10 protein-coding genes are annotated in these 12,025 nt (G+C 71.4%); 5 read left to right on the top strand and 5 right to left on the bottom strand.

Translation table 11 applies throughout. The features are described from left to right. Positions 1–62 precede the first annotated feature (62 nt). From ORG17_RS11245 to ORG17_RS11235, 3 genes are read left to right on the top strand one after another with little or no spacing between them, the layout of a single operon-like run. Positions 63–671, top strand: coding sequence for a dTDP-4-dehydrorhamnose 3,5-epimerase family protein (locus ORG17_RS11245; RefSeq protein WP_027466482.1), 609 nt, complete (start codon positions 63–65; stop codon positions 669–671). 22 nt (positions 672–693) lie between these two features. Continuing rightward, positions 694–1,557, top strand: coding sequence for a glucose-1-phosphate thymidylyltransferase RfbA (gene rfbA / locus ORG17_RS11240; RefSeq protein ID WP_027466483.1), 864 nt, complete (start codon positions 694–696; stop codon positions 1,555–1,557). A 22-nt stretch (positions 1,558–1,579) separates the two neighbouring features. Continuing rightward, a complete protein-coding gene (locus tag ORG17_RS11235; RefSeq protein ID WP_214525922.1) occupies positions 1,580–3,421 on the top strand; it encodes a glycosyltransferase family protein in 1,842 nt (613 codons plus the stop codon). A 19-nt stretch (positions 3,422–3,440) separates the two neighbouring features. On the opposite strand, the gene ORG17_RS11230 is transcribed toward ORG17_RS11235, so the two are convergent. The 5 genes from ORG17_RS11230 to ORG17_RS11210 all read right to left on the bottom strand — a co-directional run bounded on the left by ORG17_RS11230 (position 3,441) and on the right by ORG17_RS11210 (position 8,684). Then, positions 3,441–4,295, bottom strand: a complete 855-nt coding sequence (locus ORG17_RS11230; RefSeq protein ID WP_214525920.1) for a glycosyltransferase family 2 protein — start codon at positions 4,293–4,295, stop codon at positions 3,441–3,443. Further along, positions 4,292–5,443 (bottom strand): glycosyltransferase family 4 protein, encoded by a 1,152-nt coding sequence (locus ORG17_RS11225; protein ID WP_214525918.1) that lies wholly within the window; start codon positions 5,441–5,443, stop codon positions 4,292–4,294. The genes ORG17_RS11230 and ORG17_RS11225 overlap by 4 nt, the downstream gene beginning before the upstream one ends. Before the next feature lie 74 nt (positions 5,444–5,517). After that, entirely contained in the window at positions 5,518–6,537 is a 1,020-nt protein-coding gene (locus ORG17_RS11220) for a glycosyltransferase family 2 protein (RefSeq protein WP_214525916.1), read from the bottom strand. A gap of 14 nt (positions 6,538–6,551) precedes the next feature. After that, a complete protein-coding gene (locus tag ORG17_RS11215) occupies positions 6,552–7,781 on the bottom strand; it encodes an ABC transporter ATP-binding protein (RefSeq protein WP_111056084.1) in 1,230 nt (409 codons plus the stop codon). Between the two features lie 3 nt (positions 7,782–7,784). After that, on the bottom strand, positions 7,785–8,684 hold the full coding sequence (locus tag ORG17_RS11210) for an ABC transporter permease (protein ID WP_027466489.1): 900 nt from the start codon (positions 8,682–8,684) through the stop codon (positions 7,785–7,787). 352 nt (positions 8,685–9,036) lie between these two features. Here ORG17_RS11210 and ORG17_RS11205 point away from each other — a divergent pair, with 352 nt between their 5' ends. Continuing rightward, the gene (locus ORG17_RS11205) at positions 9,037–9,462 is read left to right on the top strand and encodes a hypothetical protein (RefSeq protein ID WP_214525909.1); all 426 of its coding nucleotides are present in this window, start codon (positions 9,037–9,039) and stop codon (positions 9,460–9,462) included. Continuing rightward, the gene (locus tag ORG17_RS11200; protein ID WP_051596918.1) at positions 9,462–11,975 is read left to right on the top strand and encodes a hypothetical protein; all 2,514 of its coding nucleotides are present in this window, start codon (positions 9,462–9,464) and stop codon (positions 11,973–11,975) included. The genes ORG17_RS11205 and ORG17_RS11200 overlap by 1 nt, the downstream gene beginning before the upstream one ends. Positions 11,976–12,025 lie beyond the last annotated feature (50 nt).

Here is a 12,025-nt window from a genome sequence, read left to right as displayed (position 1 = left end):
GGACCGGCGCAGGTACGGCCTGCCGACGCTTCCCGGGGCGGGCGGCTTGGTAGGGTGCAGCCGTGCAGATCCGCGAACTGAAGATCCCCGGCGCGTGGGAGTTCACGCCCGTCCAGCACGGCGACGCACGAGGAGCATTCCTCGAGGCGTACCGCGCCGACGTCCTCGAAGAGACGGTCGGTCACCCGCTGGACCTCCGACAGGTGAACATGTCGATCTCCTCGGCCGGCGTGGCCAGGGGCATCCACTACGCCCTCGTCGCGCCGAGCCAGGCCAAGTACGTGACCGCGGTGCGCGGCGCCTTCATCGACTACATCGTCGACATCCGGGTCGGCTCGCCGACGTTCGGGCAGTGGGACTCCGTGCGCATCGACGACGTCGACCGTCGGGCCGTCTACCTGTCCGAGGGCCTCGGGCACGCCATCGTCGCGCTCGAGGACCAGTCCACGGTGAACTACCTCGTCAGCGCCCACTACGACCCGGAGCGCGAGAAGGGGATCACCATCCTCGACCCGACGGTCGGCCTCGAGCTGCCCGACGGACTCGGCGAGCCGGTCCTGTCCGAGAAGGACACCAGCGCGCCGACGCTCGAGGAAGCCGCCGCCGCGGGTCTGCTGCCCACCTACGAGGAGTGCGTGGCGTACACCGAGTCGCTCCGCACGACCAAGTAACGAACGAAGGAAGCACAGCGCGATGAAGGGCATCATCCTGGCCGGGGGTTCCGGCACCCGTCTCTGGCCGATCACCAAGGGCATCAGCAAGCAGCTCATGCCGATCTACGACAAGCCGATGGTCTACTACCCGCTGTCGACCCTCATGATGGCCGGCATCCGCGAGGTCCTCGTCATCACGACGCCGGAGTACAACGACCAGTTCCGTGCCCTGCTCGGCGACGGTTCGTCCCTCGGCATGGACATCCAGTACGCGGTCCAGCCGAGCCCGGACGGCCTCGCGCAGGCCTTCGTCATCGGCGAGGACTTCATCGGCGACGACAGCGTCGCGCTCGTCCTCGGCGACAACATCTTCCACGGCACGGGCCTCGGCACGAACCTGCGGAAGAACACCGAGGTCGACGGCGCCACCATCTTCGCGTACCACGTGGCCGACCCGAAGGCGTACGGCGTCGTGGAGTTCGACGACGACTTCACCGCGGTCTCCATCGAGGAGAAGCCGACGGAGCCGAAGTCGAACTACGCCGTCCCCGGCCTGTACTTCTACGACAACAAGGTCATCGAGATCGCGAAGACGATCGAGCCGAGCGCCCGTGGGGAACTCGAGATCTCGACCGTCAACGAGCGCTACCTCGAGGCGGGCGAGCTCGGCGTCCAGGTCCTCGACCGCGGGACGGCCTGGCTCGACACGGGCACGTTCGAGTCGATGATGCAGGCGTCCGAGTACGTCAAGGTCATCGAGGACCGTCAGGGCTTCAAGATCGGCTGCATCGAGGAGATCGCCTGGCGCAACGGCTGGATCGACGACGCGCAGCTCGCCGACCTGGCAGCACCGCTCGTCAAGGGCGGCTACGGCGTCTACCTGCAGCGACTGCTCGCCGTCTGACGTCGGCGCGGCCGGTCCTCGCATGGCACTCTTCCGTCGCCGCCGGCCGGATGCGGCGGTCTCCGGCTCGGAGGCCCGTCCCGCGTCGGTGACGCCGGCCCACCCCGAGCGGGTGGTCGGCTGGGACGGTGCCCTGCCGGCACTCGAGGTGTCGGTGACGGTGCTGCTGGTGAGCCGGTCCGACCGGTACGACGCGCTGCCGTCGATGGTCACCGCGGCTCGTCTGGCGTTCGGCCCCTCGGCGGACGTCCGCGCGGTCGGCTACGTCGCCGATGCGTCGCCGGTCGGCGAGCAGGCGCGGGGGATCCCCTGGGTCCGCTCGGCGCCGGTCGACGGCATCGGTTCGGCGATCAACGCCGGGGTCGCCGCCGGGGTCGGGCGTGTGCTCCTGGCGGTCGACTCGACGGTCTGGGTGACCGACCAGGACCTGCGGGTCCTCGCACAGGCCGGCGGCGACGGCGTGGCCCAGGCCCGCATCCGGATGCCCGACGGTTCGCAGCGGGACGGCGTGCGGCTGCTGCGCCCGGGAGCGCTTCCCTGGTCCGACGACGGGTCGACGAGTCCGGCCCGCAGCCAGGCGGACGACCGCCAGGACTCCCCGCTCGCCGCGGTGCCGGTCTTCGCAGCGGACCAGCCGGCCGTCTCGCTGCCGGGCGCTTCCCTGGTGCCGGCACCGTGCCTCCCGGACGAGCGGATGACCCTGACCAGCTGGACCCGCGCGGTCGCCGACCGCGACGGCCGCCCCGTGCGTGCGGTGTGGTCGCTGACCCGCTCGGCGGAGGCCGGACGGACGGTCGACGCGGCGACGGTGGATGCGTTCTCGGTCTGGCGCGACCGGGCGCCGGACGGCGACGGAGCGGTCGCAGCCGGACCCCCGCTGCCCCCGTGGGGTGCGCGACCCGTCACCCCGGCGCCCCGATCGCGCTCCGACGACGACCGGTTGTCCTGGTCCGTCAAGATCGCCGCCCCGGCCGGGCCCGAGGGCGACGGGTGGGGCGACGTGCACTTCGCCACCGAGCTCGCGGGCGCGCTCGAGGGCCTCGGCCAGCGGGTCCGCGTCGACCGGCGGGACGCGCACGTCCGGGACGACGACGCCGCGGACGACGTCACGCTCGTCATCCGCGGGCTGGACCGTGTGCCGCCGAACCCGGCGTCGGTGAACCTGCTCTGGGTGATCAGCCACCCCGACGACGTCTCGGACACCGAGCTCCGGTCGTTCGACGCAGCGTTCGCTGCGGGTCCGGTGTGGGCCGCCGAAGCCGCCGCACGTGCCGGCGTGCCGGTCGGGGCACTGCTGCAGGCGACCGACCCGGCGGTGTTCCACCCGGCCGCCCGGTCGGACGCAGGCCAGGACGCGGGGCACGTGGTGTTCGTCGGGTCGACCCGTGGCGCGGCCCGGCCGGTGGTCGCCGACGCGGTCGCACTCGGCACCGACCTGCGTGTGCACGGCCCGGGGTGGGACGGCGTCGTGCCCTCCGCGATGCTCGGGGCCGTCGCGCTGTCACGGACCGAGGTCGCGACGGCGTACGCGTCCGCCCGCGTGGTCCTCAACGACCACTGGCCGGACATGGCGGCGGGCGGTTTCGTGTCGAACCGGGTCTTCGACGTGCTGGCGTCCGGCGGGGTCGTCGTCACGGACCAGGTCGCCGGCCTCGGGGACGTGCTCGACGTCCCGACGCTCGCCGTCGCCCGTTCGCGGGACGACGTGGCCGCCCTGCTCGACCCGGCGCACGGGTGGCCGGCGGCTGCCGAACGTGCTGCGGTCGCCGATCGGATCGCGGCGGAGCACTCCTTCGACGCCCGGGCCGCGGTGCTGCTCGCAGCCGCTCGCGCCGCACGCAGGCGTCTGCGCCCCGGCCCCTGACGCCCGCCGCCGGCTCGCGCTACTTGCGCGTGACCCAGCGGGCTCGGAGCGACAGACCGGCGTGCAGCACCACACGGAGGGGCAACAGCCACCACGCCCGGTACCTCCGCGACAGGAACCGGTACGCGCTGCGGTGGTGCTCGATCTCCATCCGGCGACGGTTCGACGACGTCGAGTGCGCCCCGGTGTGGGTGACCACGGCGGTCGGCACGTACACGTTCGTGCGACCGGAGCGACCCACGCGCTGGCCCAGGTCGACGTCCTCGAAGTACATGAAGTACGACTCGTCGAACCCGTCGAGCTGCCGGAACAGGTCGGTGCGGATGAGGAAGCACGCGCCGGACAGCCAGCCGGCCTCACGCTCGACGACCTGCGTCGTGGACCAGTACCGCTGGCTCCAGGGGTTTGCGGGCCAGAACCGCGAGAACGCCGCGTGGCCGAGTCCGGTCCGGAGCGACGGCAGCTGGCGCGCGGACGGGTACGTCTCGCCCTGCTCGTCCAGGATCCGCGGCCCGAACGACCCGCCCGTCGGCAGCCGGTCGGCGGCGCGCACGAGTTCGTCGATCGATCCCGGTGCGAGGACGACGTCGGGGTTCGTGACGAGCAGGAACTCGGGGCGGACGTCGGGCAGCACGTCGTCGAGGGCGCTCAGCGCGGCGTCGATGCCCCCGCCGTAGCCGCGGTTGCCCCCGGAGGACACCACGACGGCGCCGTAGGACTCGCCGATCGCCCGCAGTGCGTCGATGTCGGTCGAGCCGTTGTCCGCGATCACGACGGCGACCGGTTCGGACGACGCAGCGGCGACGCTCGCCAGGAACGGTCGGATGGTCTCGCCGGTGTTGTAGGTGACCGTGAGCACCGCGACCCGGATCACCGTGCACCCCCGGCGACGGCGGCGTACGCGTCGACGTGCACGGCCGCGGTGGCCTGCCAGGTGAACACGTCGGCACGCGCCAGCGCGGCCGCCCGGTGCGACGCCACGAGTGCGGGATCGTCGAGCAGCGCGGCCATCGCCTCGGCCAGTGCGGGTGCGGACGGATCGGTGTACACCGCTGCGTCGCCGCCGACCTCGGGCAGCGACAACCGCCGGGTGGTCAGGACGCAGGCGCCTGCGGCCATCGCCTCGACCACCGGCAGGCCGAAGCCCTCGCCGAGCGACGGGTAGACGACGAACTCCGCACCGCCGAGGTAGCCGGACAGGTCCTCGAGGGGCAGGTAGCCGGCCTCGATCACGTGGTCGTCGGGCTGCAGGGCGTCGAGTCGAGCGATCGCGGACTCGTCCCATCCGCGTGCCCCGGAGAGCACCAGCCACGGGGTGTCCGAACCGGCGGCCGCTCGCGACGCCCGCACGGTGGCGTAGGCGTCGAGCAGGGCCGTGATGTTCTTGCGGGGCTCGATCGTGCCGAGGAACGCGATCCAGGGTGCGCCCTCGGGGAGTGTCGCGGCGATCCGGGCGTCCTCGACCTCGGCGATCGACGGCTCGTGGAACACGGCACGGTCGACGCCGAGCGGTGCGACCCGGACGTCGGCGCGGATCCCGCTGACGACCCGTGCGGCCTCGGTCGCGGTGGCCGCACTCGGCACGATGACGACCGGGCGGCTGCGCAGCGACCGACGGCTCCACCAGGTGAAGAACGCGCGCTTCAGGCGGGAGTGCCACTCGGGGTTCGAGAAGAACGTGGCGTCGTGCAGGGTGACGACGGAGCCACCGCGCCAGCCGAACGGGAACGTGTAGTGCGGGGAGTGCAGCACCTGCGCGCCGATCCTGCGGCCGAGTGCCGGCAGGCCGGTCTGCTCCCACACGAACCGCAGCGGCACGGAGTCGGTCCACGCCGGCGCGGTGTGCACGGTGGCGTCCGGCGCCACGGCGCGGAAGTGCTCGGCGTGCACGGGTCGGACGACCAGGTGGACGTCGAGCGCCGGGTCGGTCAGGTGTGACACGACGCCCTCGACGTACCGGCCCACACCGCCGAGTTCGCGCGGTACCGCGGTCCCGTCGACGAGGACGGTGAGCTGCGGCACGCGTGGGTCCTTCCGAACGGGGGCGCCACGGTCGGGTCCGTCGGCGGGGGAGTGACCAGGATAGCCCTCCGCGCTCATGCGCCCGGGTCCACGCTGCGACGAGGGACGGACGCGCGCCGGGACTCGCGGAGCCGCCGCGCGAGGTGCGACGGGAGCGCCCCGGCGACGTCCGTGAACGCTGCCAGGACGAGCCGGGCCTCCCGACGGGTGGACGCGGTGCGCAGTCCACGCAGGCCGCGGAAGAGGGTCCGGGCGCTCGCGCGCAGGACGGTCGGCCACGGTGCGTGCCAGAGCGCGACGACCATCCGGTTCCGCGCGTTGCGGAAGAGGAACAGGTCGCTCTGCACGCCGGACGACGCCGAGTGGTCGTGTTCCACGACCGCGCCGGCGGCGTGCTCGACGCGCCACCCGCGTCGGCGGAGCCGCCAGGCGAGCTCGGTGTCCTCGTAGTACATGAACAGGGACTCGTCGAGCAGGCCGACGTCGTCGAGGGCGCTCCGCCGCAGGGCCGACGCGCCGCCGGAGAACCCGAAGACGTCGACGTCCGCGGCCCGGTCGACGGGCGCGAACCAGTCGCGGTCCATGCCGTTCCCGTCGCGGTCGACGCGCACGCCGGTCGAGTTGAGCCGCACCTCGCCGTCCGCCGACGGCGTCCAGGGACGGCCGTCGTGGTCGCGCAGGACGCGCTGGTCGGGTGCGGGCGTCACGCCGATCGGGAGGCCCGTCCAGCGTCCGGCGAGCACGATGCGGCCTGTCACCGCCGCGACCTCCGGCCCCGCCTGCGCCAGGTGGTCGCGGAGCGCCGCGACGAAGCCGGGCGCGGGCACCGCGTCGTTGTTCAGGAGCACGACGACGTCGGCGTCGGTGTGCCGGATACCGGTGTTCGCGCCGGCTGCGAACCCTCCGTTGTCGTCCCGCGCGATCACGACGGCGTCCGGAAGATCGCGCCGGAGCACGGCGACGGAGTCGTCGGTCGATCCGTTGTCGACGACGATCACGTCGTCGGCGGCGCCCTCGGCGAGCACGGCGCGGACGGCCGCGGTGGTCAGGTCGGCGCGGTTCCAGTTGACGACGACGACCGCGGTGCTGGTCACGCCGTCGGGGATCGTCAGCCCAGCTCCTCGATGGAGGGCTTCGCGTAGACGCTGCCGACGGCGTCGCCGAACGACGGCACCTCGAACGAGTCGCACTCGGGCAGGTCGTGCAGGTGCCGACCAGCGGAGTCCATCATCGACACGTTGATGAAGTACTTGCCGGTGCCGAAGTTCGTGTCCGCGATCCGGAGGCGGAGCTTCTTGCGGCCGTGCAGCGGGTCGAGGTGGATGCCCATGATGCCGGTGGTGGTGCCGTACACCACCTGTCCGGCCGTGTTGTTGATCTGGACCGCGGCCTCCCAGTCCTCGACGCCGTCCAGGTGCTCGAACTCCATGTCGACCAGCAGGTCGTCGCCCGGCGTGACGCCGTCGCGCTGGCCCTTGCCGTCGGCGTGCACCGAGGCCCCGATGACCGTGCCGCGGCCGACCGCCACGTCGGCGCTGAGCTCACCGGCACGGCGCTCCTCGAGGACGTCGCGGAACAGGCTGACCGCACCGATCGGGTCCCCGTCGTGCAGGACCTTGCCCTTGTTCAGGAGCACGACCCGGTCGCACATCTCCTGCACCTGGCTGAGCGAGTGCGTGACGATGATGATCGTCTTGCCCTGCTCCTGGAACGAGCGGATGCGGTCGAGGCACTTGCGCTGGAACGCCTCGTCACCGACGGCCAGCACCTCGTCGACCAGCAGGACGTCGGGATCGGTGTGCACGGCGACCGCGAAGGCGAGTCGCACGTACATGCCGGATGAGTAGAACTTCACCTGGGTGTCGATGAAGTCGCCGATGCCGGAGAACGCGAGGATGTCGTCGAAGCGCTCCTCGGTCTCCTTGCGCGTCAGGCCGAGCAGGCTCGCGTTGAGGAAGACGTTCTCGCGGCCGGACAGGTCCGGGTGGAACCCGGCGCCGAGCTCGAGCAGCGCAGCCAGACGACCGCGGCGCGCGACCGTGCCGGACGTCGGCTGGATGATCCCGCCGATGGCCTTCAGCAGGGTCGACTTGCCGGAACCGTTCTGCCCGATGAGCCCGACGGTGGTGCCGGCCTGGATCGAGACGGTGACGTCGTCGAGCGCCCAGAAGTCCTGCCGGTGCTTCCGGCCGGCACGGCCCAGGGTGACGATCCGCTCGCGGATGGTGTTGTCCTTGCGGACGACGAACCGCTTGCGGACGTGGTCGATGACGATGACGTCCGGGCGGTCGGTGTGGGCGCCGGAGGCTGCCGGGGCGACGGGGGTGCTGATGGCCATGGTCTAGAGCTCCTGCGCGAAGTTGCCCTGCAGCCGGGAGAACACCCGCTGCGCCCCGAGCAGGCAGAAGAGCCCGATCACGAGGGCGATGCCGAGGCGCATCATCAGGTGCGGCGGGTAGTCGACGGGCGTCGGGTGGATCCAGATCGCGTTCTGCAGACCCAGCACCGACAGGGTGAGCGGGTTGTTCGTGTAGACCGCCAGCAGCCACTGCACCTTCAGCTCGGCGACGACCATCGAGTACGAGTAGACGATCGGCGACGCCCAGAGCAGCACCATCAGGCCGACGTCGATCACGAACTGCACGTCGCGCAGGTACACGTTGAGCGCGGACAGCACGAGGCCGATGGCCGCGCCGTAGACCAGGATCACCAGGAGCGACGGGATGAGGTAGATCAACCCCTCGTGCCAGGGGAAGACCCCGAGCACGACGGTCGCGGCGATGAGGATCGCGAACTGGATCAGGAAGTTGACCAGGGCCGCGCCCACGCTGGCGAGGGGGAAGACCTCGCGCGGCACGTAGACCTTCTTGATCAGCCCGCTGTTGCCGACGATCGACCCGGTCGAGCCGGCGACGATCTCGCTGAAGAGCGTGTAGGCGGTCAGGCCCGTGAACACGTAGATCGCGAAGTTGTCGATCGCCCGTGACGAGCCGAGGATCTTGCCCATCACGAAGTAGTAGATCATCAGCTGGGTCAGCGGACGCACCAGCGTCCACACGAACCCGAGTGCCGAGTCCTTGTAGCGCGCCTTCAGGTCGCGGCGGATGAGCATCCCGAGCATCTCGCGCTGACGGAAGACGTCGCGCAGTTCTCTCCAGGTGCCCTTGAAGGCGCTCGTCGGAGCGCCGATCACGACGAGGGGCTCGTTCGCGAGCGCCGTCATGCGGGCTTGGTCGACCATACGTCTCTTCGTTCGTGGGGGCAGGACCGGAACAGCATACTCATTGCACCGCGGGGGAACGCCGCGCGCCCCGTGCGCGGAATCCCTGGCGACTCCGCCCCCGAGCGGGGGGCAAAGTGCGCGAGAACAACTCTCAACCTTCACTTTGGGGTTACCGTTGACGCAACCCGGACCCTTGTCAACAACCACAGGACGGCCCGAAAGCATGCAGCTTGCTCCACGGTCGATCGCTGCGCTCGCGGTGGTCGGTGCTCTCAGTCTCTTCGCGGCGGGGTGTTCCTCCGGCGACGACCCCCGACCCTCGCCCAGCGCGACGCGGACGGCCAGCGCGACCCCGACGACGTCGCCGAGTGTGACCCCCTCGACGCCCTCGACGCCCGAGTCGACCCAGCCGACCGCGGAGCCGTCCGACGACGACGTCCCGACGGCCTTCCCGGGCAGCGGCGAGACCCCGCAGCCCGACGTCGACCCCGGTGACTTCCCGGCGACGGCGGTCGTCACGTTCTCCGGATGGGACGCGGGCAGCAAGACGCTCCAGGCGGGCGGTCTGGTGTCCGGCACCACCGACGCCTCGGGGACCTGCACCTTCCAGGCGAAGAAGGGCGGCGTCACCCGCAGCGCGACGAGCACGGCGCATGCCAGCGCCTCGTCCGTGAACTGCGCGCAGGCGTCGTTCCCCGCGAGCCAGGTGTCGACCGGCACGTGGTCCATCACCCTGCAGTACTCGGTCGGGTCGAAGTCGACCACGTCCGAGCCGATGACGGCGGAGGTGCCGTGATGCGTTCCATCCTCGACCGTGGCGGTCGCCGTCGACCCCTGCGTGCGGTGCTCGGCATGACCGCCGCCCTGGCGATCGCGGTGAGCGGCCTGACCATCGGCACGATCGTGTCCGAGCAGACGACGACCGAACCGGCCTCGGCCGCGGTCCCCGCCAACTTCGACCCGGGCAACATCATCAGCGACGCCAACTTCTACGACGGCGACGCGATGAGCGGATCGGCCGTCCAGTCGTTCCTCAACAGCGTCGCACCGAACTGCAAGCGCGCCTCGGGCGGCCCGGCCTGCCTGAAGGACTTCACGCAGAACATGAGCGCCATCGGGGTCGTCCCGAACCGGTGCTCGGCGATCCCCGGCGGCAACAAGTCCGCAGCCACGGTCATCGCCCAGGTGGGTGCCGCGTGCGGGATCAGCCAGAAGGTGCTGCTGGTCCTGCTGCAGAAGGAGCAGGGCATCGTCGCGACGAACTCGCCGACGAGCTACATGTACCTGCACGCCACCGGCTTCGCCTGCCCGGACACCGCCCCGTGCGACCCGGCGTACTACGGCTTCGGCCAGCAGGTCTACGCCGCGGCACTGCAGTTCAAGCGCTACCAGGCGTCGCCGACGTCGTGGGCGTACCAGGCGGGTCGCAACAACTCGATCCTCTACAACCCGAACGCGGCGTGCGGGCGCAAGACGGTCTACATCAAGAACCAGGCGACCGCGGGCCTGTACATCTACACCCCGTACACGCCGAACACGGCGGCGATGTCGAACCTCTACGGCACCGGTGACTCCTGCTCGGCCTACGGCAACCGCAACTTCTGGCGGATGTACACCGACTGGTTCGGATCGCCCACGGGCGGTTCCTCGCCGATCGGGCACGTCGACTCGCAGTCCGGCAACGTGGGCGGCACCATCGCCGTGCGCGGCTGGACGGCCGACCCGGACACCACCGCCTCGATCAAGGCGCAGTTCTACGTCGACGGCGTCGGCAAGGCGTCGGTGATGGCCGACGCGAACCGCACCGACCTGGCCTCGCGCCTCGGCTCGGGCAACACCGCACACGGCTTCCAGACGACGCTCACGGGCATCACGCCGGGCAAGCACACCGTCTGCGTCTTCGGCATCAACGTCGGCGCGGGCGCGAACACGCTGCTCAACTGCGGTGACGTCACCGTCCCGGCCGCGGCCCCGGTGGGCAGCCTCGAGACCGTCACCGGCGGCACCGGCACGATCGCGGTGAGCGGGTGGGCGCTCGACCGGGACTCGTCCGCCGCGACCGCCTACAAGGTGCAGGTCGACGGTGTCGGCGCGATCTCGGCGACGGCCGACGTCCAGCGGACCGACATCGCCGCGAAGTACCCGGGTGCCAGCAGCACGGTCGGTTTCTCCAGGACGATCCAGAACGTCGCGGCGGGATCGCGGACGGTGTCGCTCTGGACCCAGGACAAGCCGGGCGCGACCTGGGTGCGCGTGGCGCAGAAGGCCGTCACCGTCACGGCGTCGACGGGGACCTCCGGCGCCGTGAAGGGCTCGTTCGAGTCGGCCACCGGCGGCATCGGTTCGGTCGCGCTGAAGGGCTGGGCGATCGACCCGGACACGTACGCGTCGGTGCGGTACAAGATCCACGTCGACGGTGCCGGAGCGGCGGCCGGCAGCGCGAGCGCTGCCCGCAGCGACGTCGCGAAGTCCTACCCGAAGTGGGGATCGTCGCACGGCCTGGCGACCACGCTCACCGGCCTCACCCCCGGCAAGCACACGGTCACCCTCTGGTGGCAGGACCTGCCGAGCGGCACCTACGTCAGCGCCGGGACGAAGACCGTCACGGTCGCGGCCCCGCCGTCGACCGGTACCACGGGCAAGACCGGCGCCGTCACCGGCTCGTTCGAGCAGGCCACCGCCGGTCCGAACACCGTGGCCCTGAAGGGCTGGGCGATCGATCCGGACCGCTACGACCCGGTCAAGTACAAGATCCACCTCGACGGCGTCGGTGCCGCCGCGGGCAGCGCGAACGCGGTCCGTGCGGACATCGCCGCCGCCAAGCCCGGGTGGGGTGACGACCTCGGGCTCGCGGTCACCCTCACCGGCGTCAAGGCGGGCACCCACACGGTGACGGTCTGGTACCAGGACCTGCCCGGCGGGAACTACGTCAGCTTCGGCACGAAGTCCGTGACCGTGCAGGACGCCGTCCCCGCACCCACCGGCAAGACCGGAGCCGTGTACGGCGCCTACGACGCCGCGACGGGCGGCCGGGGGACCGTCGCCGTCAAGGGCTGGGCGATCGACCCGGACACGTTCGCCCCGGTGAGGTACAAGATCCACCTCGACGGTGTCGGCGCGGCCTCCGGCACGGCGAACGCGGTCCGGACCGACGTGGAGCGGGCACACCCGGGATGGGGTTCCGACGTCGGTCTGGCGACGACGCTCAGCGGCGTCAAGCCGGGCAAGCACACCGTGCGCATCTGGTACCAGGAGCTGCCGGGCGGGGCCTACAAGGACTTCGGCACCAAGACGGTGACGGTCTCTTAGCGGGTACGGGACGACGGAACGGGAGGCTCCCCACCGGGCACGGCCGGTCC

It is taken from the genome of Curtobacterium flaccumfaciens pv. betae (genome assembly GCF_026241855.1).
GTDB lineage: Bacteria > Actinomycetota > Actinomycetes > Actinomycetales > Microbacteriaceae > Curtobacterium > Curtobacterium flaccumfaciens.
This window is presented reverse-complemented; position numbering and strand designations above follow the sequence as displayed.

Coding starts and splice junctions, on each gene's coding strand:
- rfbA (WP_027466483.1), top strand. CDS start 694: ATGAAGGGCATCATCCTGGCCGGGGGTTCCGGCACCCGTCTCTGGCCG.
- ORG17_RS11235 (WP_214525922.1), top strand. CDS start 1,580: ATGGCACTCTTCCGTCGCCGCCGGCCGGATGCGGCGGTCTCCGGCTCG.
- ORG17_RS11210 (WP_027466489.1), bottom strand. CDS start 8,684: ATGGTCGACCAAGCCCGCATGACGGCGCTCGCGAACGAGCCCCTCGTC.
- ORG17_RS11200 (WP_051596918.1), top strand. CDS start 9,462: ATGCGTTCCATCCTCGACCGTGGCGGTCGCCGTCGACCCCTGCGTGCG.
- ORG17_RS11215 (WP_111056084.1), bottom strand. CDS start 7,781: ATGGCCATCAGCACCCCCGTCGCCCCGGCAGCCTCCGGCGCCCACACC.